This window comes from Mesorhizobium sp. M4A.F.Ca.ET.020.02.1.1, from assembly GCF_004022645.1.
Classification (GTDB): domain Bacteria; phylum Pseudomonadota; class Alphaproteobacteria; order Rhizobiales; family Rhizobiaceae; genus Mesorhizobium.
Genome location: NZ_RZOI01000018.1, coordinates 1 through 23,822, shown reverse-complemented (window position 1 = coordinate 23,822; position 23,822 = coordinate 1). Strand labels below are relative to the sequence as shown.

Here is a 23,822-nt window from a genome sequence, read left to right as displayed (position 1 = left end):
CGGCGATCGGCACCAGGCTTGGCCCGGCGCTCGGCGGGTTGCTGATCGCCGGCGCCGGCTGGCGGGCGATCTTCCTGGTCAATGTGCCGCTCGGCATGCTGGCTTTCGCGCTTGCCTGGCGCGCACTGCCCAACGAAGGCAGGTCCGGGCCGGGACGAAGCACCTTCGATACTCCTGGGACGGTTCTGCTCGCCTTGACGCTGGCCGCCTATGCGCTGGCCATGACACTGGGCAAGGGCAGCTTTGGTCTGCTCAATCTCGGCCTGCTTGCCGTTGCCGCCCTTGGCGTCGCCTTGTTCATCGTGACGGAATTGAAGGTCGAGACTCCGCTCGTCCGCCTGGCTGCATTCGGCGACCGCATGCTGACCGCAAGCCTCGCCATGAGCGTCGTCGTCTCGACCGTGGTGATGGGCCAGTTGGTGGTCGCGCCGTTCTACCTCTCCAGAGCGCTGGGCCTCGACCCCGCCACCGTCGGCCTGGTAATGTCCACGGCACCGTTGGTCGCGACGCTGGCTGCGGTGCCGGCGGGGCGGCTGGTCGTCCGCTTCGGTGCCCAGCCGACGATGATCGCCGGCCTGGCCTCGCTCGTTCTCGGCACGTTTGCCCTCTCGTCGATCCGGATCGCGTTCGGCATTCCCGGCTACGTCGTCCCGGTCCTGGCGCTGAGCGGCGGCTACGCCCTGTTCCAGACCGCGAATAACACCGCGGTGATGGGGGCCGCGACCGCCGACCAGCGCGGCGTCGTCTCCGGCCTCGTCAACCTGTCGCGCAATCTCGGCCTGATCACCGGCGCATCGCTGATGGGCGCCATATTCGCCGCGGCATCTGCTGGAGCAGATTCAGCGACCCCATCGGCAACCCTGCTAGGGATGCAGGTCACGTTCCGAGTCGCGATGGCGCTTGCGCTGGTTGCGCTCGGCCTTGCCCTGTTCAGCCGGCGGGCGGGCGGCAAGCGCAAGGATCTTGCCTAAGCCCGCTTGCGGCGCTCGTAGAGCATGACCAGCGTCTCGGCTGTCAGGGCCGGCTTCTGCTCGCCCTCGATCTCGACCGTATTGGCGGCCTTCATCAGATACTGGCCGGGGCCCTTGTCCTCCATCGACAGCAGCGTGGTGCGGAGCCGTATTCTCGATCCGACTCTAACCGGAGACAGGAAGCGGACCTTGTCGAAGCCGTAATTGAAGGCGGCCTGGGTGTTTTCGGGTACGATGCCCATGTCGAGTGCCAGCGCGCCGATGATCGACAGCGTCAGATAGCCATGCGCGATCGTGGTGCGGAACGGGCTCTGCCGCTTCGCCCTTTCAGGGTCAACATGGATCCACTGGTGGTCGCCGGTGCATTCGGCGAACTGGTCGATACGGTGCTGGTCGACCGTCGTCCATTCCGACACCCCGACTTCCAGCCCGGCCATCGTCCTCAACTGCTCGAAGGTCGGCGGCGTCCTCGGCCGTGCTTCCGTCATTCCTGCTTTCCCGATCGTTTCGCCCGTCTCCCGACCACGAAGCGGAGCCCCCTGTCAATTCGCCGCCGGGCAATTCGGTTCCGACAGGCCGCGTTTTGCCGCCGTGGGTGGCAGCTCATCCACAGTGTCGCCGGAAGGCAAGCGCGGCCTCCGCGCGCCCGGGACTTAACGCCCGAAATGCACGATCATATCTGGCAGGCAGCAAAGCGAAGCTGACTGGAAAAGTCACTTCTTCTCGTAGCCGGAGCGAATTTCGGCCATCGCGTCCTTGATGCGCTCGCGCAGGATCTCGATGGATTCCGTGCCGGATTTCCTGGCCATTTCAGCCACCTCGCCGGCATTCTTCAGCGCCGTCTCGAAGGATTTGCGGGCGAACTCCGCCTGCCTCGTCATCAATTCCTGCGGATTGCCGGGTGCCCGGTAATTTTGTGCCAGATCGGTGATCTCGCGCAGCGCCTCCTGCACCATCTCGCGTTGCCGCGCAAGCAACGAGGACGCTCCGGCCGCGCCTGCCCTGGCGGACTTTTCGAGCGCTTCGAGATTCTTGCGGTGGTGGCTGATTATGGCTTCGACATCGACATTCGGCATCTTCAGGTCGCGGCCGAATCTGCTGAACATGTCCAGGAACGAGTCGGAGTCCGGTTGTTTCGCCATGGCTTCTGCTCCCCAATCTGCCGCGAAGGCCTTCCCTGACAGAAGAATAGAGCACGCCACGCTTGCGTCAATTGACGAGGAACAACCGCTCGGCCGTGTAAAGCACGATGCCGGCAAGGCCGCCGATGACCATGCCGTTGAAGCGGATATATTGCAGGTCCTTGCCGATGTTCATCTCGATTAGCCGGGTGAGTTGGCCAAGATCCCAGCGTTTGACCTGGTCGGCGATGAATTTCGACACGCCGCTCTTCTGGCTCTCTACGAAGGACGACAGCGCCACCACGAACCCCTGGTTCATGTCGGCCCTGATCCGCGCGTCGCTGGCCAGATGGCGGCCGACCTCGACGAACATGTTGGCGAGGTGGGCGCGGATCAGGGAATTCTCGGCCCTGGCGTCCTGCTCTATGAACTGCCGCAGGCTTTCCCACATGTCGCCGGCCAGCGCCTTCATTTCCGGCCGCGCCAGGAAATCGCGCTTCAGCTGCTCGGCCCGCCTGGCATATTGCTTCGACGTCCTCAGCCGCTCGATGAAAGTCTTCGCAAACCGGTCGAACTCGGCCCGCATCGGGTGGTCGGGATCGGTCCTCACCTCCTCGAGCAGCGTGCCGGCTGAGGCTACGATCTTCTTGAGCAGATAGGCATCGGCGCGAAACAGGTTGAACAGCGACGGCAATTCCTCGCGGATCTTCTCGCGCATGGCGGAGAGCGCCTCCTCGTCGTTGAGGAAGCGGCCGATCACCCTGGTGAATTCGTCGAACAGTTTCTGGTGACGGCGATCGTCGGTGAGCGTCGACAGGAGCTCGGCGGCAAGCGGCGCCAGCGGCACCTTCTCGACCTCATCCAGCATGCGGCTGGTGACAAAGCCGCGCAGGCCGGACTGTTCGACAGCGGCAAGCGTCTGCGGCACCAGGCGGGCGACAAAGCGCGACAGGCCGGCGGCGCGCTCGGCATCGGCCAGCCAGTCGGCGACCAAAGCGGAAAAGTCGACCTCGGCCAGCTTCTCGCGCACCGGCTCCGGCGCCAGGAAATTGACCTCGATGAAGCGGCCAAGATTGTCGGCGATGCGCTCCTGGTTCTCCGGGATGATGGCCGTGTGCGGGATCGGCAGGCCGAGCGGCCGCCTGAACAGCGCCACCACCGCATACCAGTCGGCGAGGCCGCCGATGGTTGCCGCCTCGGCGAAGGCAGCGACGAAGCCGAGCCACGGATAGGTGCCCTCGAGCGACTTGGCGAGCCCGAAGACCAGAACGCAAAGCGCCAGCGCCGTGGCGGCCACCAGCTTGGTGCGCCGCAGCGCCGCAAGCTTGGCATCGGCGTCGGTGTCGAATCGGACATGGTTCATGGCCGGGGCCGCTTGTGACATGCTGAGCCGCTCCTGATCGATGTTGCGATCTTATCTAGGGTCGTCGCCGGCCAAATGCCCGCCATACCCTGTCCGGCTCACAATTTGCGCCACCATGCACATAAAGTTGACGCGTTTATTCATCTATCGTGCGCCGCCAGTCTGGAATTGTTCCAAGGTATAGGCCATATTGGGTCCAAGCTACTGGTTCATGAGGACGAAATGCGGCTGACGCGCCAGACCAATTATGCCATGCGCATCCTGATGTATTGCGCCGCCAATACCGAACGGCTGAGCCGCATCCCCGAGATTGCCGCGGCCTATTCGGTGTCGGAGCTGTTCCTGTTCAAGATTCTGCAGCCGCTGGTCGAGCACGGTCTGGTCGAGACGGTTCGTGGCAGGAATGGCGGCGTCAGGCTTGGCCGTCCGGCCGAGCAGATCAGCCTGTTCGACGTCGTGCGGGTGACCGAAGAGAGCTTCGCCATGGCCGAATGCCCGCTGGTCGACAGCTGCGTGCTGAACTCGGCGCTGCGCGAGGCGCTCAACGCCTTCTTTGCCGTGCTGTCGCGCTACACGATCGCAGACCTGGTGGCGGCGCGCCCGAATGTGCGCCATCTGCTTGGCATCGACATGCTGGAGCAGCGCGCCCCCGCCGCCTGATTGCAGCCGGCGGCTAGGCCGCCGATTGCGGCAAAACGAACGGCATATTGGCTACCGGCAGCACGCCAACTTTCAACCGGCAATCGAACACCTTCTCGATCAGTTCGTCGGTCAGCACGTGCTGCGGCGCGCCCGCGGCGGCGAGCCGGCCGCGATGCATGACGTGGATGCGGTCGGCATACATGGCGGTCAGGTTGAGGTCGTGCAGGATGGCCACCACGCCGCCGCCGCGCCTGGCGAAGTCGCGGGCAATGTCCATGATGATCAGTTGGTGCTTGACGTCGAGGCTGGACACCGGCTCGTCGAGGAACAGGTAACGTGGCTTGCCGTCGAGCACCGGCGCCCAGACCTGGCAGAGCACGCGGGCAAGCTGCACGCGCTGCTGCTCGCCACCTGAAAGCTCCTGGTAGAAGCGTCCGGCAAAGCCGTCGAGATCGACGCGGGCCAGCGCCCGTTCGGGCAGTCGCGCGTCCTCGCCGGGCAGCACGCCGGAGCGTCCGCCGACAAGGCCGAGCCTGACGATCTCGCGCACCGTGAACGGAAACGACAATGTCGTCGCCTGCGGCAGCACGGCGCGATAGGTCGCCGCCTGCACCGGCTTCATCGCCGTGAGGTCGCGCCCGTTGAGCGCAATGCCGCCCGTATAGGCAAGCTCCCCCGACAGCGCCTTGAGGAAGGTCGTCTTGCCGGACCCGTTGGGCCCGACGACGGCCGCGATCTCGCCCGGCGGCGCCACGAAGTCGACATGGGCGACGATGCTCCTGCCGCCGATCGCCACCGAGACATCGCGCGCTTCGATCATGCCAACCTCACAGGTCGATCACGCTGCGCTTGCGCAGCAGGATCCACAGGAAGAACGGCGCGCCGGCGACCGCCGTGACGATGCCGATCGGCAGTTCGGCGGGCGCTACGATGGTGCGGGCAACCGCGTCGGCCAGAAGCAAGAGCGAGCCGCCGAGCAAGGCCGACGCCGGCAGCAGGTAGCGATTGTCCGGTCCGATCAGCAGCCGCAGCAGATGCGGCACGACGATGCCGACAAAGCCGATGCCGCCGCTTGCCGCCACCGATGCGCCGACCGCCGCCGAGACGCCGATGATGGCCGTGTATTTCAGCCGCTGCACCGGAATGCCCAAATGGCCGGCGGTGGCTTCGCCCAGCGCCAGCGCGTTGAGGCCGCGCGCCAGGAACGGCATTGACGACAGCGCCAGAACGATGACGGGCCCGACGGAGCCGATCTTTTGCCAGGTCGCCCCGGCGAGCGAGCCGAGTTGCCAGAAGGTCAGGTCGCGCAACTGCCGATCGTCGGCCATGAAGATCAATATGCCGATCAGCGCCATGGCGAGCGCGGCCAGCGCAAGGCCGGCAAGCAGCATGGTGGCGACCGAGGTGCGGCCATGCCTGGTCGCGACCCGGTAGAGCAGCAGCGTCACCGCCAGCCCGCCAGCGAACGCCGCGAGCGGCAAGGCCAGCGTGCCGAGCGCCAGGGTGAATGGCGCAAGCCAGGTCGAGCCGAGCACGATGACGGCGACGGCGCCGAGGCTGGAGCCGGCCGAGACGCCGATCAGGCCGGGATCGGCGAGCGGATTGCGGAACAGCCCTTGCATTACCGCCCCTGACACGGCGAGTGCTGCGCCGGTCAATACCCCGAGCAGGACGCGCGGCAAGCGAATGTCGTAGATGATCAGCCGGTCGCGGGCGCTCAATGCCGCGTCGCCTGGCACCGCACCGGTGAGCCAGTCACGAACGACGCCGACCGTAGAGGCGTCGGAAGCGCCCGATGTCAGCGACAGCAGCACCGAGAGGGCAAGCGCCAGGCACAGAAGCAGTATGACGAGGCGAGCGCGCGCCGAGCGGTCGCCATCGACCGTCGCCATCCTCCCCGCCGCGCCGACGACCGATTGATCCGCCATGATCAGTCCGTGACCTGGCCGCCATAGAGCGAAACGGCAAGGTCACGGATGGCTTCTGCCGTGCGCGGTCCGAAGCCGAGCAGGTAGCCGCCATCCATGCGGATGACCTTGCGGGCAGCACCGGCCGGCGTCGAGGCGATGGACGGGTTCGAGAACAGCTCGTCGTCGGACACCGCCGGTCCGGCATTGTCCATCATCAGGATGACCTCCGGCCTGGCGGTGACGATCGCCTCGTCCGACATCTGCTTGTAGCCGGAGAAGCCTTCGACCGCATTGACGCCGCCGGCCAGATTGACGATGCCATCGGCGGCGGTTTCGCTGCCGGCGGCAAGAATCTTGCCGCCCTGCGTCGACAGCACGAACAGGATGCGCTTACGCTCCTTGATCGATGCCGTCTGCTGCTCGGCGGCCTTCAGCCGGGCGTCGACCTCGGCGGCCAGCCTGTCCGCCTTGGCATCGACGCCGAGCGCCTTGCCGACGACGCGGATCTTCTCCAGGATCCCGTCATGGGTGTAGTGTTCGGGCACATCGATGAACGGAACGCTCGACTTCTTCAGCACCTCGACCGCTTCCTTCGGGCCGCTGCCGTGCAAGGCCAGTATTCCCGATGGATTGACCGACAGCACGCCTTCCGGCGACAGCTGGCGCATATAGCCGACGTCGGGCAGCTTGAGTGCGGCTTCCGGATAGCGGCTGGTCGAGTCGCGCGCGACGAGATGGCCCTGTTCGCCAAGCGCATAGACGATCTCGGTGATCGAGCCACCGATGGCAATGATCTTCGACGTATCGGCAAAGGCCGCCGCTTTCTCGGCGCGAGCCTGCGGGACGCCGAGGAGCAGCGAAAGCACGATCGCCAGGGCGAGCGTCAGCGGCGACAGCCTGGGGAAGGAAACCATGGTCATCGTCCTCAGGCCGCGGTCGGGCTTGGAATGCGCGGCAGGTTTTCGGCCAGGAAGCGCCAGTCGTCGCGCTCGCCCTCGCCTTCGTGACGCTTGCCAAAGAACTGGACGATCATCTTGCCGTCGGCGCCGTAGGCTTCGAGCGAGGTGACGTGACCGTCCTTGGTCGGCTTGCGCACGGCCCAGACCTCGTGGATGCGGTCGTTCCTGAGATGCAGGTGGAACGTCTCGTCGAGCACGTTGATCCACGGTCCCATCGGCTTGACCGACTTGATCGGACCGGAATGGATCTGGATGCAGCCGCGGTTGCCCACGAAGCACATGATCGGCATCGCGCCTTCGGCGGCGTGGTGGAACATGGCAGCTACGGCATCCTTGTCGAGCAGCCAGGCATAATCCTGGCCGACCATGCGCACAGCCTGGCGGCGGCTGAGCTTCAGCGTCTTGAGCATGCCGAAGAACTGATGCACGTCGGTGAGCCTGCTCCACCGGTCGCGCAGATCGTCGATGCTGGCCGCCTGCCCCTCGACCTCGGCCTCGTCGTCGCTCCCGCTTGCCGACACGGAAACGATCGGCTCCTGGTTCGACGATTCCAGTTCCGCCACCAGCTTATGGTAGGCGTAGAGGTTCGAGGCGGGCCTCAGATGCACCTTGTGCACCGCCTCGCCCGAAGCATCGAAGAACTGCAGGCTGCGGCGGATGTCGCCGCCGTCGCGCTTCTCGACGGCAAAGCCGTGCGCCCAGACTTTCGGGAAGATGCGCAGGTCGATGTTCTCGCCGAGCACCATGGCGTTGTGGTTGCCGGTGACGACCTTGTCGTAGACGCCGATCTTCTCGTGAACGGCGCTCTCATTGCGGGTCAGCGCCATCACCTCGCCGACAGCTTCGAGGCCGGTCAGCAAATCGTTGACGCGCGGCTCGACCCGCACGACGCCCTGCCCGCAATGGGCCGCGGCGAGCTCCGCTTCCGAGATGCCGAGTTCGGCGGCAAGGTCGCGCTCGCGCGCTTTCGGATTGTCTTCCCGCGCCCGCCGGATTTCATGCGGTGTGGGTTTCACGCGCTGGTCCATGTCTTCCCCTGCCTTCAGCCGGTCGTCGGTTGCTGCTTACTTGTTGAGGATCAGCTTGCCCTGGCGGGTGATCTTCAACCGATAGAGCGCACCATGGTGCTCGATGCCGATCTCGTGCTCGCCTTGGAAAAGCGTGTTGCTGGAGAGCGTCCTCACCGCCAGCGGAACCCGGTCGAAACGGGTGGCAACGTCTTCGGAACGACGGACGCGATAGCGGAAATCGTTTGCGTTGTGCGTGTTCATCTGGGTCGGTCCTTTCCCTGTGCCGGCCACCTGGCCGGACGCCTGCATAAAATGCCGATTAATTTCTTGACTCGAATAATCATGTTTTATAACCAGTGCAATACCGGAGTAAATGAGTCAACATTTAACGCACCGGATGCGATGAAAAATGCCAGCGAGCCTCGGCCAGCCAGCATCGAACTGGATTTGGAGTTGGGGCATGGGGTTGGCGAATTGGCAAAGGCTGGGTCTGGCGTATGAGAACGCGGGCCCGGCGCAACGGTCTATGGCAAAGGGAATGGCCGCGCTTCTGGCCGGCGCGGCGGTGATCGCGATCCTGACACCGCCGGCAAACGCGCAACAGGCCGCCCAGCCTGCAAGCGAGCGGCAGCAGACCGATTCTGCAAAGAAGACAGAAGAGACGAAGCCGGCCGAGGCGACGCTGCTCGACAAGATCCTGGTCCTCAGCCGCACCGGCGAGACGGCGATCCAGTCGCTTGCCTCCGCCAGCCATGTCGACCGAGAGCAGCTCGATCGCCGCATGGCGACGACGTCGAACGAGATGCTGCTCGGCGTGCCGGGGGTAACCGTGCAGGCCGACGCGCGCCGCGTCAGCTCCAGCATCAACATCCGCGGCCTGCAGGATTTCGGCCGCGTCGCGGTCATCATCGACGGCGCCAGGCAGGATTTCCAGCGCTCCGATCATGGCACGCAGTCGACCTTTTACGTCGACCCTGAACTTATCAAATCCGTCGACGTGATCCGCGGTCCGGTCGCCAACACCTACGGCTCCGGCGCCATCGGCGGCGTCGTCTTCTTCGACACCAAGGATGCCGAGGATTTCCTCAAGCCGGAGGAAAGCTGGGCTAGCGCGCTCACCGGCCGTTATGAAAGCAACGGCAAGGGCTGGACCACCAGCGCCACCGGCGCCTACCGCTTCAACGAGAACTGGGATGTGCTCGGCAACATCGTCTACCGCGACTATGACGACTACAAGAATGGCGGCGGCGACACTGTCGCCGGCACCGGCTTCGACGTGCTGAGCGGCCTGCTCAAGACCACGATCCGCCCGACCGAGAACAGCGAGTTGAAACTCGGCTGGGTCGGCTCCAGCGACGGCTGGACGGAGACCAGCAGCGGCGTGCCGGCCAACGATGTCGACCTGAAGTCGAACACATTTACAGCCCGCTACAACATCACCGACGACGCCAGGAGCTGGCTCGACCTCCACATCAACGCCTCCTACAACAGGACCAATCTCGATCTGACCAGCCTCATCGCGCAAAACCGCTTCGATCCGGAAACCGGTCTTCCCGTCGTGCTGCCGGCCGGTTCGACCTCGACCTTCGACGTCGACACCACCGGCATCGACATCTGGAACACCTCTCGCTTCGAGACCGCCGACATCGCGCACGAGCTGACCTATGGCGGCGATTGGGTCGGCGACGATGTCGAGACGGGCGGCACCGCCGGCGGCGACAGCTTCTACACGCCCTCCGGCAAGCGCAACGTTTCGGGCGCATATGTTCAGGACAAGCTCACCTGGGAATGGCTCGAGGTCATCACCGGCCTGCGTTACGACAGCTACAGCCTGAAGGATTCGGATAACGAGACGTCCGGCGACAGGCTGTCGCCGCGCATCACCGTCGGCGTCTCGCCCTTCGAAAGCGCCAGCCTGTCTGGCCTGCAGTTCTATGGCACCTACGCGGAAGGCTACCGCTCGCCCTCGCTGACGGAGACCCTAATCAGCGGCAACCATCCGGCAGGAGTCACCTTCCCGTTCCTGCCCAACCCCAATCTCAAGCCAGAAATCGGCAAGACCGTCGAGTTCGGCGTCAACTACAAGCGGAACGACATTTTCGAAGGCGGCGACGCGCTGCGGCTCAAGGCCGCCTATTTCAACAACGATGTCGAAGACTACATCGACGGCGTCACGCTCTCGGCCTTCGACCCGACCAGCGGCTGCCCGTTCGGTCCCGGCATCCCGATCTGCTTCCAGTACCAGAACTTCGCCAAGGCCAAGATCGACGGCTTCGAACTGGAAAGCGTCTATGATGCCCGCTGGGGTTATGCCGGGCTTTCGGCCTCGATCATCAACGGCCACACCATTTCCTATGAAGGCGAGCGCGCCGACCTTGCCACCATCCCCTCCTCCCAGGTCACCGCGCAGCTCGGCCTTCGTTTCCTCCAGGACAAGCTGACCGTCGGCGGCGAGGTGCAATACAACGGCAAGCCCAAGGGCAACTCCGTGGCCAAGGACTATACGCTGGTCAACGCCTTCGCCAGCTACCAGGCGACCGACAATCTCAAACTCGACTTCCGCGCCGACAATCTGTTCGACGTCAAATACACCAACCCGCTGAACGGCAGCACGACTGCCGTTCTCTACGAACCCGGCATCACGTTGAAGCTGGCGGCGACCATGCGCTTTGGAGGCTGACGACAATGACAAGCTTGACGGGACTGCTTCGTCTGCTGACCTTGTCGCTTGCGGCGGCGCCGGCGTGGGCCCAGTCCTCGCCGGTTCCTCAACTCAACCTCGAACTCAATGCCGCGCAGCCCTCCGACAAGGGCTGCAGGCTGACCTTCGTGGTCAACAACGCGCTCGGCGCCGACCTGTCGAAAACGGCCTTCGAGATCGCCCTGTTCAACGAGGCCGGCGTCGTCGACCGCCTGACCGTACTCGACTTCAAGGACCTTCCCGTAAGCAAGACCAAGGTGACGCGTTTCGATCTTGCCGGCACCGACTGCGCCAAGGTCAGCCGCGTGCTGATCAACAGCGCGACCGAATGCGCCGGCGCAAGCGTGGAGCCCGCCGCCTGCATGCGCGGACTGAAGACCTCGACCCGAACCACCATCGCCTTCGGGGTCTGAGACGGCATTGGGGCTGCATCCCGCATTCAGGCAAGAGACCGTGGCCTGGCCGCTGCTCGGCCTCGGCGCGTTACCTCCGCGGGCAAATGATCTTGATTTGACTTTTGCATGCAGGCCGCTGCAATTTCCGGCCCGCGACATGCAGGAAATCATCCCCCTCTCCGACGCCGGCAGCGAGCTGGCGATAGCGCCGGCCAAGCCGCCTGAACTTGCGCAGGCGGCGGCCCGCAACGGCAAATGGCCCGCTGCCGTCATTGTCTCCTGCATTCTCCACGGCGCCGCGGCGGCGTTCTTTCTGATCTCGCCTTCCAGCACGTTCAAATCGCCGGATTCGGAGCAATCGGAAGGCAGCGACCAGTCCGGAGACAAGGTTGCCGGCAGCGCGCTTGACAGGGATCCGGTGGCGATAAATGTCACGCTGGAGCCAAAGCCGGCCAGGCCGGAGCCGGCAAAGCCGGTCAGACCAGCGCCACCAACGCAGCCTTCCGAGCCCACTCGGGAAGCAGCCGCACAGCCTCCCGCAGTGTCGCCGGAACCTGCCGGCCGGCCAGACGTACTGGTGGCTGGCTCCCCGCGCCCCGATGACCAGAGTGTTGTCGCCAGCACCGAATCCCCTGCCACCCATGAAACTCCCGTCGTTGTTCCAGACCAGCCGCCAATCCCCAGCGCCCGTCCGACTCCGTCGGCACCATCCCCGACAGCGAGAGAAACGGACAACAAGCGCGGCACCGCAGAGGGCCAAGACCGGCTGGCACAGGCGGCCAGCAAGGGCAAGAAGCAGAAAGAGGCAGGCAGCGAGGCTGCGGAGTACAATTACCGCGGCGACGTCATCAGGAAGCTCAGCCGCGTCAACCGCGCCGTTCCGCCGTCAGTGCAATTGACCGCGGTCAATAATGCCGTCGTGACTTTCGTGATCGGCAGCGGTGGTGGTATCGACGATCTACGCATCCTGCAAACCTCTGGATCGTCGAGTTTCGATCAGGTCGCGCTCGGCATCGTTCGCAATGCTGCCCCCTTCCCTCCAATTCCGTCGCGCATCGCAAGCAGGAGTTTGGTGTTCGAGGCCGAAATCGGTCCATTTTGAAAGTGGATGGAACGAACCGCATGAAAGGAAACCAATGTACATCGCCATGAACCGCTTCAAGGTCCAGAACGGCTCGTAAGACGCCTTCGAGGATGTCTGGAAGAACCGTGATTCCAGCCTGTCTGAAATGAAAGGTTTCAGGGAGTTCCACCTGCTGCGCGGTCCGCTGAACGAGGCCGAAGGCTACACGCTGTTTGCCTCACACACGGTGTGGGCCAGCCACGAGGATTTCGTCGCCTGGACCAAATCGGAAAATTTCCGCGCCGCGCACCGCAACGCCGGCACCTCCAAGGTGCACTATCTCGGCCATCCGCAATTCGAAGGCTTTTCGGTCGTCGAGGGCGCCTGACGAGCTATTCGGGAGAGCCTAGCCTCAGGAACCGCCAGCCAGCCGGCGTAGCGTCCGCACAAAGCGTTTGCGCGCCTGCCGCAAGCGGCTCTTGCGATCAAGAAGCGGCGCAAGCCGCGGATCGCTCGCCAAATCGCCGAACCGCCTCACATGGCTGGACAGGAAGCCGGACACGAAATCCCTGCCGTGGATGGCGCCGAGCCTCTCCGCATTGGCAAGGACATAGTCGAGCACGTCCGCGCCCATGGCGGCGTCCAGGGAGGCATAGGCCGGCGACAGCTGCATACGGCCGCCGGCATAGGCGAGACCGCCGGAGGCATTGGCGCCATGCAGGCGATAGAGGCCGAGGCACTCCGACAGGATGAGGCTGCCGGCGGCCAGATGCGCGCATGTCGCCGTCAGGTAATCGGTTCCGATCGACACCTTGAAGGGGAATGCCAGGACGGGTTCCAGCGCGCCACGCCGGAAAACCATCGACGATGTCGGCGCCCATATCCAGCCATAGCTATCGGGTCCGAAATAGGTCACCGGAAAATCCGACCGATAGGCGAGTCCGCCATGCTGTATGTGGGGTGGGATCATTGTCCCGCGCGCGTGCGCTTCCCTGCGCGGCAGCGCAAAGCTACTGGCCAGCAAGGCGCGCTCGCGATCGACGAGGAAAAGATCGGAGCTGGACAGCGACGCCGGCTGCGTCGCGTAGAGATGCGCCGACAGATGCGCGAGCAGGAAGTCCGGCAGCCAGATGTCGTCGGAATCGAGAAACGCCACGAAATGCGCGTCGCTTGCTGCAAAGCCGTCGCGGAACGCGGCGAGTTGGCCGCCGTTTTGCGGCCGCGCCAGGAGGCGCAGGCGCGGATCGCCGATCTTTTCAAGCAGCGCACGGATATGATCGGCCGAGCCGTCGGCCGAGGCATCGTCGACGATCACGCAGTCCCAATTGCGATAGGTCTGTGCCAGAACCGAGCGGATCGCGTCCTCGACATAGGCGCGATAGTTGTGACTGGTGATGACCACGCTGACACGCGGGAGCGTGAACGGCGATTTATCTTCCATCTGTTCGGCCTCGCCGCGTAATCGATCGGCGCATGTTTATCCGGGTGCGCGGTCTCCTTGCAACACGCGCCCGGACTTGGGCTGTGCCTTAGGCGGCAGCCAGCAGGCTGGCATTGCCGCCCGCCGCCGTGGTGTCGACGCAGACGGCGCGCTCATGCGCATAGGCAGCCGGATTGAGCACCTCGCTGACCAGCGGCACGATCGGGCCGGCGCGCTCGGCGATAACCTTGCGCACGATGCGCGCCGCCTCCGGCGTGCCTGAGAATGCGACGACATCGACGCGCAGTGCGCGCGCCTCGACGGGGTCCGGCCGGCCGTCTATGGCGGCGATCGGCAGGCCCTTGCCGGTTAGCGCCGACAGCGCCGCCGGCGCGCCCGGCGCCACCGCGAGCACGGCGTTGCCGGCGGCAAGCGCCTGGATCGCCTGCGCCAGCAGCGTGTCCGTATCCGGACCGAGGCAGAGCACGCGGCCACGCGGTGCCAGCGACAGCGTGTTGGCCTCCCCCGTCGGACCCGGCAGGTCGACCTGACCGAAATCGATACTTGCCGCCGCGCCGATGGCGGCCGCGCCCTTGCCGCGCAGGTGCTTCCGCAGGATCGCCACCCGGTCGGGCCGCGTCGACCAGCCGCCGAGCGTCGGATCGGGCAGATTGTCGGCAAGTTCGGTTGCCGTCACCTTGTGGCCCTCGGCGACATGCGTGCCTGCCTCCGGCCCCTTGCGGAAGCGCCGCAGGTAATGCGGCCCGCCGGCCTTCGGTCCCGTGCCCGAAAGCCCCTCGCCACCGAACGGCTGCGAGCCGACCACGGCGCCGATCTGGTTGCGGTTGACATAGATGTTGCCGGCATGGATGCCGTCGACGAAATGCTGGACGCGGCCTTCAATGCGCGTGTGCAGGCCGAAGGTCAGGCCATAGCCCTTGCGGTTGATGGCGGCGATAACGGCGTCGATCTCGTCGGCGTCGAAGCTGGCGACATGCAGCACCGGGCCGAACACCTCGCGCTCCATCTCCTCGATGCCCTTGACGCGGAAGACATGCGGCGCGACGAAGCGGCCGCTCTTCGGCGCTTCGAGCTTGGCGATCAGCCGGCCCTGCAGGCCCATCCTGGTGCAATAGTCGCGGATCGACGTTTGCGCCTCGTCGTCGATGACCGGGCCGACATCGGTCGAGATCAGCCAGGGATCGCCGAGGTTGAGCGCTTCCATCGCGCCCCTCAGCATCTCCAGCATCTTCTTCTCTACGTCCTTCTGGACATAGAGCACGCGCAGCGCCGAGCAGCGCTGGCCGGCGCTCTGGAAGGCGGAGGCGAGGATGTCGCGCACCGCCTGCTCGGGCAGCGCGGTGGAATCGACGATCATGGCGTTGAGCCCCCCGGTCTCGGCGACCAGCATGGCGTCGGGTGCGGCGGTGTCGGCCAGTTGCTTCTCGATCAGCTTGGCGACCTCGGTCGAGCCGGTGAAGCAGACGCCGGCGATACGCGGGTCGGCCGTCAGCGGCGCGCCGACCGAGGGGCCATCGCCGGGCAGAAGCTGGATGATGTCTTCCGGCACGCCCGCCTCGCGCAGCATCTCGACGGCGCGGAAGGCGATCAGCGGCGTCTGTTCTGCCGGCTTGGCGATCACCGAATTGCCGGTGACGAGCGCCGCGGCGATCTGGCCGGTGAAGATGGCGAGCGGGAAATTCCACGGCGAGATGCAGACGATCGCGCCGCGCGCCTCGGTGCCCGTTTCCGCATTGGCGGCCTCGGCGGCGTAGTAGCGCAGGAAATCGACCGCCTCGCGCACCTCGGCGACGCCGTCGGCCAGCGATTTGCCGGCCTCGCGGGTGGCGAGCGCGAAGAACTCGGCCGCGTTGGCCTCATAGAGGTCGGCGGCGCGGTTCAGGATCGCCGCGCGCTCGGCGACCGGGCGCTTGGCCCAAGCCGGCTGCGCCTCGACCGCGATGCGTACGGCGGTGGCGACCTGCTTGGCGGCCGCCTCGTGGATCGTGCCGACAACCTCGTCGGGCTTCGCCGGATTGACTACCTTGCGCTCCTTGCCGTAGCCGGCGGCGCGCGTGACCGGCTTCGCGTGCCAGCGGTCCGGCCCAGCAAACTCGGCCTTGGCCTTGTCGATCGCCGCCAGCGTCACCGGATCGGTGATGTCGACGCCCCTGGAATTGCGGCGGCCGGCGCCGAAGATCCCGGCGGGACGGGCGATCGCCGGATTGGCGGCCGGCCCCTGCGTCTCGACCGTTTCCAGCGGGTCGCGGGCGATGTCTTCCGGTTCCACCTCCTCGTCGGTGAGCTGGTGGACGAAGGAGGAGTTGGCGCCGTTTTCCAGCAGACGGCGCACCAGATAGGCGAGCAGGTCGGAATGCGCGCCGACCGGCGCATAGATGCGGCAGCGGGTGCCTTCGGCCTGGCGCACCGTCTCGTGCAGCGCCTCGCCCATGCCGTGCAGCCGCTGGAACTCGAAAGAGTCGCGATCCTTGGCCATCGACAGGATGGCGGCCACCGTGTGCGCGTTGTGGGTGGCGAACTGCGGATAGATGCGATCGGTCATCGACAGCAGCTTCTTCGCGCAGGCCATGTAGGACACATCGGTGTTGGTCTTGCGGGTGAAGACCGGATAGCCGGCGAGCCCCAGTGTCTGCGCCCGCTTGATCTCGGTGTCCCAATAGGCGCCCTTGACCAGCCGCACCATGATGGTGCGGTCGTACTTTTTCGCCAGCGCGTGGAGCCAGTCGATGACGAAGGCCGCGCGCGGCCCATACGCTTGCACCACCACGCCGAAACCGTTCCAGCCGGCAAGCTCCGGCTCGGCCAGCACGCGCTCGATGACGTCGAGCGACAGATCGAGGCGGTCCGCCTCCTCGGCGTCGATGTTGAGCCCCATGCGCGAATGCCGCGCCGCCAGCGCCAGCGACAGCAGCCGCTCGGCCATCACCGGCAGCATCGTCTCCTTCTGCGCCACTTCGTAGCGCGGATGCAGCGCCGAAAGCTTGACCGAAATGCCGTGGTTGTTGCGGATGTCCGGCCCGTTGGAACCGGAATCGAGTGAGGAGATCGCGTCGGCATAGGCCTTGTGATAGCGCAGCGCGTCGGCCTCGGTGCGGGCCGCCTCGCCCAGCATGTCGAAGGAATAAAGATAGCCCTTCTGCGTCATCGGCCGGCCGCGCTTGACGGCCTCGGCGATGGTGCGGCCGAGCACGAACTGCTCGCCCATCTCGCGCATGGCGGCCGCCACCGCCTTGCGGATAACGGGTTCGCCCAGCCGGCGCACCATGGCGCGCAGCGTGCCCTCGATGCCGCCCTCGCCCTCGTCCAGCACGCGCCCGGTCAGCATCAGCGCCCAGGTCGAGGCATTGACGAAGATGGAGCTCGAGCTGCCCGAATGCGCCGACCAGTCGTGCGGCGCGATCTTGTCGGCGATGAGATCGTCCATCGTCTCGGCGTCGGGCACGCGCAGCAGCGCCTCGGCCAGGCACATCAGCGCGACACCTTCCTTGGTCGATAATCCGTAAGCCGAGAGGAACACTTCCATTAGCCTCGGATCGGTCGAGCCGCGCACCGCGCGCACCAGATCGGCGGCGCGGGCCGAGATCGCCTTGCGGTCATCCGCCGAAAGCCCCGCACCGTCGGCGAGCCGCTTCACCGCGGCGTCCTCGTCGGGCAAGTAGTTGGCACGGATCTGCTGGCGGATGGCATCGAGCGCGGGCATGGCTGTCCTATCTAGCGAGCTTAAGGGAGCGGGCCGGCGGTCACCGGACCGAATGGCGCAAGCTAGCACAATTGCCGTTTTCGGTCGGTCCAAAGAAATCGACATGCCAGTTCCAATGAACTATGATCTGCCGCGACCTTCTCGCCATTTAGACTGTGAATTCGATCATCGAAGACCAATTGGACCGCATCGACCGCAACATCCTTTCGGCACTGGCGCGCGACGGGCGGCTTTCCATGTCTGAGCTGGCCGGCAAGGTCGGCCTGTCGAAGACGCCGGTGCAGGCGCGCGTCAAGCGCCTGGAGAAGGACGGTTACATCAGGGGTTACCAGGCGATCATCGATCGCGAGCGCATGGGAGAAGGCCATGTCGCGTTCGTCCAGGTGAAATTGTCGGACACCCGCTCGGCCGCGCTCGACGCCTTCAACCGCGCCGTGCAGGCGGTGCCGGAGATCGAGCAATGTCATATGATGGCGTCGAGCTTCGACTATCTGTTGAAGGTCCGCACCACCGACATCGCCGCCTACCGCCGGGTGCTGGGCGAGCGCATTTCGGCGCTTCCCCATGTCGCCCAGACTTCCACCTTCGTGGCGATGGAGACGGTCAAGGACCGCTAGCTCATTCTGACAGCGTCTTCAGGAACGCCACCAGCGCCGCGCGCTCGCGGTCTGAAAGCTCGACGGGGTGGACCTCGGAAACACCTTCGACGCTCGCCGGCGCCTTCGAATAATGCTCGACCACCTCTTCGAGCGACGCAAACTGTCCGGCATGCATGTAGGGCGCGCGCGCAGCGGCGCCTCGGAGCGACGGCGTCTTGTAGGCGCGCACCAGGTCCGGCCCGCCCTTCACCATGAAGCGCAGCTCGCGGCACGCGTTGTCGTCGCCGTCGCGGAACTTGCCTAAGCAGTTGAACGGATCGGCCTCGACCTGCACCACGGCATCGATGCGGCCGCGATCCGGCGGCAGGTCCTTGACCGGCGGCACGCCGGTATTGTGGAAAGAGTTGTCAGTGAAACGCGGGCCATTGTGGCAGGTCACGCAATTAGCCTTGCCGATGAACAGTCTCAGCCCAAGCATCTCTTCGGGCGACAGGGCGTCGTCCCCTTGTGGCTCGGCGCCAGATGCCAGATCGATGGCGAAACGGTCGAAGCGCGTCTGCGGCGGCTCGATCGACCGCTCGAAAGCGCCGATCGCCTTGCCGATATTGGCAAAGACGCGGTTGACGTCCTCGACCTTGCTGACGGGCATGGCGGCCCAGGCCGCCTTCTCCGCATCCGTGCCGAGCGGGCTGGCATTGGCGGGCACAGTGGAGAGATCGGGCAGCGGCCCGAAGATGCGCTCGTAGCGCTCGCCGAAGCGTTTCTTGATGTAATGCGCGAAAGCGGCGCGGTTTCCGCCATGCTCGAGCGGGTTTTCGAGCGGCGTCAACGCCTGCGCCCACAGGCTGTCGCGCCGCCCGTCCCAGAAGAACCAGGGATCGCGCGCCACGCCTGCCAGCGGCATGGTGCGTCGGTTGGTGCGGCCGATGCCGACCGCTTGCGGCAGGTCGTCCTGGAACTGGCGATCGATCTTGTGGCAAGTCGAGCAGGACACGGTGCCGTCGCGGCTCATGCCCTGGTCGAAGAACAGCGTCGAGCCCAGGGCCGCGGCCGCCGGCACATCGGCGAAGCGATTGGTGGTGTCGGGCTTCAGCGGCGGCAGCGTGTTCAGCGCCAGCGAGGCAATGACCTTCTTCTCGGCATCGGAAACCTGCGGCTTGCCGCAGCCGGCAAGCAGCGCCATGGCGACCAGTGCGACGAGAGGCAGGACTCGCAGGAGGCGCCTCATCGACCGCTCACAACACCACGTTGAAGACGACCGTATCTGAACCGGCCGCCGCCGAAATGGCCAAGCGCAGTTGCCACCAGCCGCTCATCGTGAATTTCAGCCCATCGATGCGATAGCGTCCTTCGCCGAGATAGTCGGTCGCCTGCGGGCTGGTCGGCAGGCCGTGATTGTGCTGCGGCATGCCGCCGGAAACGGCAATCGCCGCTCCCTCCACCGGATCGCCCTTGACTGTCTTCAGCGTCAGCAGCCAAGCCTGCAATTCGCCCTGCCGGACCACATCCCGCTCCGGCTGGAAGCTGGCAACGAACAGCCCGTTTGCCGAGGTCTTCGAGCGCGACGTATCGGGGCCCGACGCCGTTTGCGGAGCGGTCAGATAGACGATCGCAAGGACACCTGCCAGCAAGGCGGCCAGACCAAGACCCACGAGAAGATAACGCCATAGGGATGCCAAACCGGTTCCTTTTCCAAAGACAACGTTCCAGCGGGCGGATCGCATCCCGCCGCGACTGTGGGAAACCGCTTCTGACGCAAAAAACCGCAGCCGCCAAGCATGGCGTTGCCCATCGCAAAAAGCTACAGCAGCACCTCGTTGGTTTGTGCATGTCGTCATCCCCAAAACGCTAGACACTTTTGCGCGACATGCACGGGGAGACAGATAGATGGCTGCAAATGGCGTCGCCTCGATCGGCGAGTGCATGCTCGAACTGTCGGGCCAGGCGGGACCGAACTGGCGCATGGGCTTTGCCGGCGACACGTTCAACATGCTGTGGGCGCTGCATGCGCTGAGCGGCGAGCGGCCGGCGACTTATGTCTCGGCCTTCGGCGACGACCCGTTCTCGCAAGGGCAGATCGCCTTCTTCGCCGAAAACGGCATCGGCATCGGCCAAAGCCCTGTCATTCCAGGCGCCCGACCAGGCCTTTACGCCATCACGCTGACCGGCGCCGAACGCGCCTTCACCTACTGGCGCGCCGACGCCGCCGCCAGGCAACTGGCTTCGGACCCTGGCGCCTTGGCAAAAAGCCTTGAAAACCAGGCGCTGGTCTATTTTTCCGGAATCACTTTGGCAATTCTAGAGGAGGCTTCGCGCAAGACATTGCTCAATGCGGTGGCCAAGGCGCGGGCGGCTGGTTCGCGCGTCGCATTCGACCCCAACTACCGGCCGCTGCTCTGGCGCAGCCGCGAGGAGGCGCAAGCGGCAATCACCGAAGCACTTGCCGTCACCGACATCGCGCTGCCGACCTTTCCCGATGAGCAGATGCTGTTTGGCGATGCGACACCACAGGTGACCGCCGGCCGGCTCGGCCGACTTGTCGGCGAGGTCGTCGTCAAGAATGGCGAGGACGCGGCGCTGATCGCCGTCAAGGGTGCCTTCCAGCCGGTTCCGGCCGTGCATGTCGCGACGCCAGTCGATACCACCGGTGCCGGCGATTCCTTCAATGGCGGCTATCTCGCCGCCCGGCTTGCCGGTCATGCCCCCGCCGACGCGGCGCTGCGCGCGCATCGCGTTGCCGCCGCGGTCGTGCAGGTGCGCGGCGCCCTGGCGCCATTTGAAACGCTGAGAGCAGCGTTCGGCAACTAGCTAAGGTGTATTGAGACTCAGGTCAGGCCGAGTCGGAGTCGAAGACGGGCGCGAAGCGACCAAAACGGTGGTTTTCGAGAACCGGAGCGGAGCGTACTCGAGTACGTGAGCAGCGGAAGCGCAGAAAACCAGCGTTCGCAGGCCGGCCTCACCTGAATATCGGCACGCTTAAGGTAGCCGGAACCGATATTCCGTCACCTGATGATAGATCTGCCCCGGCCACAGCGTGGCCTGCGGGAAATAGGGCCGGTTCGGCGCGTCCGGCCAGACCTGCGCCTCCAGGCAGAGGCCTGAATAGGCCCTGTACTGACGCCCCTCCAGCCCTGCCGAGGACGGCGCCAGATACTGGCCGGTATAGAGCTGCAGACCGGGTTCCGTGGTCCAGACCTCCATCTCGACGCCCGATGAGGCGCCTTGCGCCCAGGCGGCCTGCTTGAGCGGCCCGTGCGTGGAGGCGAGGCAGAAGTTCAGGTCGTAGGGAAGCTGCTCGCCCTCGCTCTCCATGCGCAATGCCCGCGCCTGGCGGAAGTCGAACGGCGTGTCGTCGACCGGCTTCACCACGCCCGTCGGGATCATCTCCGCATCGACCGGCGTGTAGGCGCCGGCATTGAGCATCAGCCGATGGTCGAGGATATCGCCGGCGCCGCCGTCGTCGAGGTTAAAGTAAGAGTGCTGCGCGAGATTGCACAGCGTCGGCTCCTCGGAGGTCGTGGCGGTCAGTTCGACGCTGAGCGTGCCGGGGATTTTGAGCCGGTAGGTGCAGGTTACGTCGAGCGCGCCGGGAAAGCCCATCGTGCCGTCAGCGTCATGCAAGGTCAGCGTGACGAAATCCCGGCCATGCAGCGAGACCGTCCACGGACGGTGGAAATAGCCTTCCGAGCCGCCATGCAGCGTGTGCTTGTCGAGGAAGTTGCGCTCTGTCTGGTAGCGCTTGCCGGCGATGGTGAAGCGGCCATCGCGGATGCGGTTGGCGAAGCGGCCGACCACGGCGCCGAAGAAGGCCCTGTCGGTCTCATAGGGCTCGAAACGGTCGTAGCCCAGCACCAGCGGCGCGTCGTGGCCGGCAAGCCGCAGATCCTGGACGATGGCGCCAAGCCCGATGATGTTGGCGGTGAGGCCGCCGCCGCGAATGGTGAAACGGCGCACGGGTTCGCCCGCCTGCGTCGTGCCGAAGACTTCGCCGTCCTTCATCGTCATGCCCGAAAGTCAGTTCGTTGATCTGTCGACTCAGCCGGTCCCGGCCGGGTTGGATTATGGGAAAGGCAGGCCTTGCGCCTGCCCTTCCGTTTGCTGTCAGAGGCCGAGGCCGCCGATGCAGACATATTTGGTGTCGAGATAGTCCTCGATACCCTGATGTCCGCCTTCCTTGCCGAGACCGGATTCCTTGACGCCGCCGAACGGCGCTTCCGGTGTGGTGATCAGGCCCTCATTGACACCGACCATGCCGTATTTCAGCCCTTCCATGACGCGGAATGCGCGGCCGAGATCGCCGGTGTAGAAATAGCAGGCGAGGCCGAATTCGGTGTCGTTGGCGAGCGCGATCGCCTCTTCCTCGGTCTCGAACTTGAACACCGGAGCGACCGGGCCGAAGATCTCTTCCTTCATGAAGCGCATCGTCGGCGTGGCATTGGCGATCACCGTCGGCTGGAAGAACGAACCGCCGAGTGCATGGCGCTTGCCGCCGGCCACCACCTTGCCGCCCTTCGACGTGGCGTCGGCGATCAGTTCCTCGACCTTCTCGACCGCCTTGTCGTCGATCAGCGGTCCCTGCTGCACACCCTCTTCAAGGCCGGACCCGACCTTCAGATTGTTGCTTGCCGCGGCCAGCTTCTCGACGAACTTGTCGTAGACGCCGGCCTGCACGAGGAAGCGGTTGGTGCACACGCAGGTCTGGCCGGAATTGCGGTATTTGGCGGTGATGGCGCCGGTGACGGCGCGGTCGATGTCGGCGTCGTCGAAGACGATGAACGGCGCATTGCCGCCGAGCTCCATCGACACTTTCTTGACCGTCACGGACGACTTCTGGATCAGGATCTTGCCGACTTCGGTCGAGCCGGTGAAGGTGATCTTCTTGACCAGCGGGTTGGCGCAGATCTCGTCGCCGATCTCGGCGGCCGAACCGGTCAGGATGTTGATGACGCCCTTGGGGAAGCCGACCTCCTCGGCAAGCGCGCCCCAGGCGAGGCCCGAATACGGCGTCTGCGAGGCCGGCTTGACCACCGCGGTGCAGCCCGCGGCGAGCGCCGGGCCGAGCTTGCGGGCGAGCATCGAGGACGGGAAGTTCCACGGCGTGATGGCGGCGATGACGCCGACCGGCTCCTTGGTCACCAGGATGCGGCGGTCGCCCCAGGGCGACGGCACGATGTCGCCGTAGGTGCGCCGGCCTTCCTCGGCGAACCACAGTATGTAGGCGGCGGCCGAGCCGATCTCGCCCTTCGATTCAAACAGCGACTTGCCCTGCTCTATGGTCAAGAGTTCCGCGAGCACGTCCTGATTGTCCATCATCGCGTCGTGCAGCTTGCGCAAAAGCTTCGAGCGCTCGAGCGCGGTGGTCTTGCGCCAGCTCTTGAAGGCTTCCTCGGCGGCCTCGATGGCGCGGCGCGTCTCGGCCCTGCCGGCCTTCGGCACGGTGCCGATCTTGAGGCCGGTGGCCGGATTGTTGACGTCGACCGTCTGGCCGCTGTCGGCCTGCACCCATTCACCGTTGATGAGATTGGCCTGGCGCATGAAATGGCTGGTTTTCTGAAGCATGGTCTGGCCTCCGTTCGGCGCGCTGATCGGCCGTTTTTCTGGATATCTTCAATGCGCGTGCGCGATGTCCGCACGCTGGAGCCACTGCTCTTAACCTAGGGAAAGGCCGGCAAGCAATCGCAAGATGGCATATAGGGGTTGGACCAGCAAAGGCGAGAGTTGGCCGGCCGCTCCCCTATCCGAAGACGTGGAGAACCACCGTCAGCCAGAAGGACGTGGTCACCACCGCGCTCGCCGTCGCGATGGTTATCTGGTTCGACGCCAGCGCCTGGCCGGTGTTGAACTGGACGGCGATCAGGTAGGAATTGATGCCCGAGGGCAGAGCCGCCGCCACCACCGCCCCCTTGGCCGTCAGCGGCGGCTCTGCCCTCGGGCATCAATTCCTACC

At 65.2% G+C, this 23,822-nt stretch carries 21 protein-coding genes and 2 pseudogenes; 8 read left to right on the top strand and 15 right to left on the bottom strand.

What is annotated here, in order from left to right; genetic code table 11:
- Positions 1-971: MFS transporter (locus EN742_RS02905; RefSeq protein ID WP_128332384.1), on the top strand; the 971-nt coding region annotated here is incomplete at its 5' end.
- Here EN742_RS02905 and EN742_RS02900 read toward each other — a convergent pair.
- From EN742_RS02900 to EN742_RS02890, 3 genes are all read right to left on the bottom strand, one after another.
- Positions 968-1,459 (bottom strand): MaoC family dehydratase, encoded by a 492-nt coding sequence (locus EN742_RS02900; RefSeq protein ID WP_126054160.1) that lies wholly within the window; start codon positions 1,457-1,459, stop codon positions 968-970. The two genes, EN742_RS02905 and EN742_RS02900, sit on opposite strands and share 4 nt — an antisense overlap.
- A gap of 225 nt (positions 1,460-1,684) precedes the next feature.
- Positions 1,685-2,113, bottom strand: a complete 429-nt coding sequence (locus tag EN742_RS02895) for a phasin family protein (protein ID WP_126054159.1) — start codon at positions 2,111-2,113, stop codon at positions 1,685-1,687.
- A gap of 67 nt (positions 2,114-2,180) precedes the next feature.
- On the bottom strand, positions 2,181-3,476 hold the full coding sequence (locus EN742_RS02890; protein WP_126054158.1) for a DUF445 domain-containing protein: 1,296 nt from the start codon (positions 3,474-3,476) through the stop codon (positions 2,181-2,183).
- A gap of 201 nt (positions 3,477-3,677) precedes the next feature.
- Between EN742_RS02890 and rirA the strand changes: the two genes are divergently transcribed.
- Complete coding sequence (gene rirA, locus EN742_RS02885; RefSeq protein ID WP_128332383.1) at positions 3,678-4,115, top strand: iron-responsive transcriptional regulator RirA; 438 nt, start codon at positions 3,678-3,680, stop codon at positions 4,113-4,115.
- 13 nt (positions 4,116-4,128) lie between these two features.
- Here the strand turns inward: rirA and EN742_RS02880 are convergent, their stop codons facing one another.
- The 5 genes from EN742_RS02880 to hemP are packed head-to-tail and all read right to left on the bottom strand — an operon-like array spanning position 4,129 to position 8,237.
- On the bottom strand, positions 4,129-4,917 hold the full coding sequence (locus EN742_RS02880) for a heme ABC transporter ATP-binding protein (protein ID WP_126054156.1): 789 nt from the start codon (positions 4,915-4,917) through the stop codon (positions 4,129-4,131).
- Between the two features lie 7 nt (positions 4,918-4,924).
- The gene (locus EN742_RS02875; protein ID WP_126054155.1) at positions 4,925-6,025 is read right to left on the bottom strand and encodes an iron ABC transporter permease; all 1,101 of its coding nucleotides are present in this window, start codon (positions 6,023-6,025) and stop codon (positions 4,925-4,927) included.
- Positions 6,026-6,027: 2 nt separating this feature from the next.
- Complete coding sequence (locus EN742_RS02870) at positions 6,028-6,921, bottom strand: hemin ABC transporter substrate-binding protein (RefSeq protein ID WP_189375141.1); 894 nt, start codon at positions 6,919-6,921, stop codon at positions 6,028-6,030.
- An 11-nt stretch (positions 6,922-6,932) separates the two neighbouring features.
- Positions 6,933-7,994: a hemin-degrading factor gene (locus tag EN742_RS02865; RefSeq protein WP_126054153.1), complete on the bottom strand. Its 1,062-nt coding sequence runs from the start codon at positions 7,992-7,994 to the stop codon at positions 6,933-6,935.
- A 36-nt stretch (positions 7,995-8,030) separates the two neighbouring features.
- Complete coding sequence (gene hemP / locus EN742_RS02860) at positions 8,031-8,237, bottom strand: hemin uptake protein HemP (protein ID WP_126054152.1); 207 nt, start codon at positions 8,235-8,237, stop codon at positions 8,031-8,033.
- A gap of 277 nt (positions 8,238-8,514) precedes the next feature.
- Between hemP and EN742_RS02855 the strand changes: the two genes are divergently transcribed.
- From EN742_RS02855 to EN742_RS02840, 4 genes and pseudogenes are all read left to right on the top strand, one after another.
- Positions 8,515-10,656, top strand: coding sequence for a TonB-dependent hemoglobin/transferrin/lactoferrin family receptor (locus EN742_RS02855; protein WP_245455450.1), 2,142 nt, complete (start codon positions 8,515-8,517; stop codon positions 10,654-10,656).
- A 5-nt stretch (positions 10,657-10,661) separates the two neighbouring features.
- Positions 10,662-11,090 (top strand): hypothetical protein, encoded by a 429-nt coding sequence (locus EN742_RS02850; protein WP_126054150.1) that lies wholly within the window; start codon positions 10,662-10,664, stop codon positions 11,088-11,090.
- A 40-nt stretch (positions 11,091-11,130) separates the two neighbouring features.
- Positions 11,131-12,174 carry a TonB family protein gene (locus tag EN742_RS02845; RefSeq protein WP_348627229.1) on the top strand — a complete coding sequence of 348 codons (1,044 nt, stop codon included), beginning with the start codon at positions 11,131-11,133 and terminating at the stop codon, positions 12,172-12,174.
- A gap of 34 nt (positions 12,175-12,208) precedes the next feature.
- Positions 12,209-12,523: pseudogene (locus EN742_RS02840) on the top strand (antibiotic biosynthesis monooxygenase).
- A 24-nt stretch (positions 12,524-12,547) separates the two neighbouring features.
- Here the strand turns inward: EN742_RS02840 and EN742_RS02835 are convergent.
- Together EN742_RS02835 and putA are read right to left on the bottom strand one after the other, a co-directional pair.
- Positions 12,548-13,576 carry a glycosyltransferase gene (locus tag EN742_RS02835; RefSeq protein ID WP_126054148.1) on the bottom strand — a complete coding sequence of 343 codons (1,029 nt, stop codon included), beginning with the start codon at positions 13,574-13,576 and terminating at the stop codon, positions 12,548-12,550.
- A gap of 88 nt (positions 13,577-13,664) precedes the next feature.
- Positions 13,665-17,276, bottom strand: coding sequence for a bifunctional proline dehydrogenase/L-glutamate gamma-semialdehyde dehydrogenase PutA (gene putA, locus EN742_RS02830; RefSeq protein WP_126054147.1), 3,612 nt, complete (start codon positions 17,274-17,276; stop codon positions 13,665-13,667).
- Between the two features lie 164 nt (positions 17,277-17,440).
- Here putA and EN742_RS02825 point away from each other — a divergent pair, with 164 nt between their 5' ends.
- Entirely contained in the window at positions 17,441-17,893 is a 453-nt protein-coding gene (locus tag EN742_RS02825; RefSeq protein WP_126059055.1) for an Lrp/AsnC ligand binding domain-containing protein, read from the top strand.
- A 1-nt stretch (position 17,894) separates the two neighbouring features.
- Here the strand turns inward: EN742_RS02825 and EN742_RS02820 are convergent, their stop codons facing one another.
- Positions 17,895-19,103 (bottom strand): cytochrome c peroxidase, encoded by a 1,209-nt coding sequence (locus EN742_RS02820; RefSeq protein WP_126054146.1) that lies wholly within the window; start codon positions 19,101-19,103, stop codon positions 17,895-17,897.
- A gap of 7 nt (positions 19,104-19,110) precedes the next feature.
- On the bottom strand, positions 19,111-19,713 hold the full coding sequence (locus EN742_RS02815; protein ID WP_245492244.1) for a FixH family protein: 603 nt from the start codon (positions 19,711-19,713) through the stop codon (positions 19,111-19,113).
- Positions 19,714-19,762: 49 nt separating this feature from the next.
- On the opposite strand from EN742_RS02815, the gene EN742_RS02810 reads away from it, so the two are divergent.
- Positions 19,763-20,683: a sugar kinase gene (locus EN742_RS02810; RefSeq protein ID WP_127407009.1), complete on the top strand. Its 921-nt coding sequence runs from the start codon at positions 19,763-19,765 to the stop codon at positions 20,681-20,683.
- Between the two features lie 168 nt (positions 20,684-20,851).
- On the opposite strand, the gene EN742_RS02805 is transcribed toward EN742_RS02810, so the two are convergent.
- The 3 genes and pseudogenes from EN742_RS02805 to EN742_RS02795 form a co-directional block, all read right to left on the bottom strand.
- Positions 20,852-21,880 carry an aldose epimerase family protein gene (locus EN742_RS02805; protein ID WP_126054145.1) on the bottom strand — a complete coding sequence of 343 codons (1,029 nt, stop codon included), beginning with the start codon at positions 21,878-21,880 and terminating at the stop codon, positions 20,852-20,854.
- A gap of 96 nt (positions 21,881-21,976) precedes the next feature.
- Positions 21,977-23,434: an NAD-dependent succinate-semialdehyde dehydrogenase gene (locus EN742_RS02800; RefSeq protein ID WP_126054144.1), complete on the bottom strand. Its 1,458-nt coding sequence runs from the start codon at positions 23,432-23,434 to the stop codon at positions 21,977-21,979.
- 175 nt (positions 23,435-23,609) lie between these two features.
- Positions 23,610-23,795 (bottom strand): annotated as a pseudogene (locus EN742_RS02795) (AEC family transporter); the annotation flags it as partial.
- Between the last annotated feature and the right edge of the window lie 27 nt (positions 23,796-23,822).

What these genes read in the sequence shown, in the direction of transcription:
- EN742_RS02900 (WP_126054160.1), bottom strand. Translation starts at nt 1,459, where the DNA reads ATGACGGAAGCACGGCCGAGGACGCCGCCGACCTTCGAGCAGTTGAGG.
- EN742_RS02895 (WP_126054159.1), bottom strand. Translation starts at nt 2,113, where the DNA reads ATGGCGAAACAACCGGACTCCGACTCGTTCCTGGACATGTTCAGCAGA.
- EN742_RS02890 (WP_126054158.1), bottom strand. Translation starts at nt 3,476, where the DNA reads ATGTCACAAGCGGCCCCGGCCATGAACCATGTCCGATTCGACACCGAC.
- rirA (WP_128332383.1), top strand. Translation starts at nt 3,678, where the DNA reads ATGCGGCTGACGCGCCAGACCAATTATGCCATGCGCATCCTGATGTAT.
- EN742_RS02880 (WP_126054156.1), bottom strand. Translation starts at nt 4,917, where the DNA reads ATGATCGAAGCGCGCGATGTCTCGGTGGCGATCGGCGGCAGGAGCATC.
- EN742_RS02875 (WP_126054155.1), bottom strand. Translation starts at nt 6,025, where the DNA reads ATGGCGGATCAATCGGTCGTCGGCGCGGCGGGGAGGATGGCGACGGTC.
- EN742_RS02870 (WP_189375141.1), bottom strand. Translation starts at nt 6,921, where the DNA reads ATGGTTTCCTTCCCCAGGCTGTCGCCGCTGACGCTCGCCCTGGCGATC.
- EN742_RS02865 (WP_126054153.1), bottom strand. Translation starts at nt 7,994, where the DNA reads ATGGACCAGCGCGTGAAACCCACACCGCATGAAATCCGGCGGGCGCGG.
- hemP (WP_126054152.1), bottom strand. Translation starts at nt 8,237, where the DNA reads ATGAACACGCACAACGCAAACGATTTCCGCTATCGCGTCCGTCGTTCC.
- EN742_RS02855 (WP_245455450.1), top strand. Translation starts at nt 8,515, where the DNA reads ATGGCCGCGCTTCTGGCCGGCGCGGCGGTGATCGCGATCCTGACACCG.
- EN742_RS02850 (WP_126054150.1), top strand. Translation starts at nt 10,662, where the DNA reads ATGACAAGCTTGACGGGACTGCTTCGTCTGCTGACCTTGTCGCTTGCG.
- EN742_RS02835 (WP_126054148.1), bottom strand. Translation starts at nt 13,576, where the DNA reads ATGGAAGATAAATCGCCGTTCACGCTCCCGCGTGTCAGCGTGGTCATC.
- putA (WP_126054147.1), bottom strand. Translation starts at nt 17,276, where the DNA reads ATGCCCGCGCTCGATGCCATCCGCCAGCAGATCCGTGCCAACTACTTG.
- EN742_RS02820 (WP_126054146.1), bottom strand. Translation starts at nt 19,103, where the DNA reads ATGAGGCGCCTCCTGCGAGTCCTGCCTCTCGTCGCACTGGTCGCCATG.
- EN742_RS02815 (WP_245492244.1), bottom strand. Translation starts at nt 19,713, where the DNA reads ATGACGACATGCACAAACCAACGAGGTGCTGCTGTAGCTTTTTGCGAT.
- EN742_RS02810 (WP_127407009.1), top strand. Translation starts at nt 19,763, where the DNA reads ATGGCTGCAAATGGCGTCGCCTCGATCGGCGAGTGCATGCTCGAACTG.
- EN742_RS02805 (WP_126054145.1), bottom strand. Translation starts at nt 21,880, where the DNA reads ATGACGATGAAGGACGGCGAAGTCTTCGGCACGACGCAGGCGGGCGAA.
- EN742_RS02800 (WP_126054144.1), bottom strand. Translation starts at nt 23,434, where the DNA reads ATGCTTCAGAAAACCAGCCATTTCATGCGCCAGGCCAATCTCATCAAC.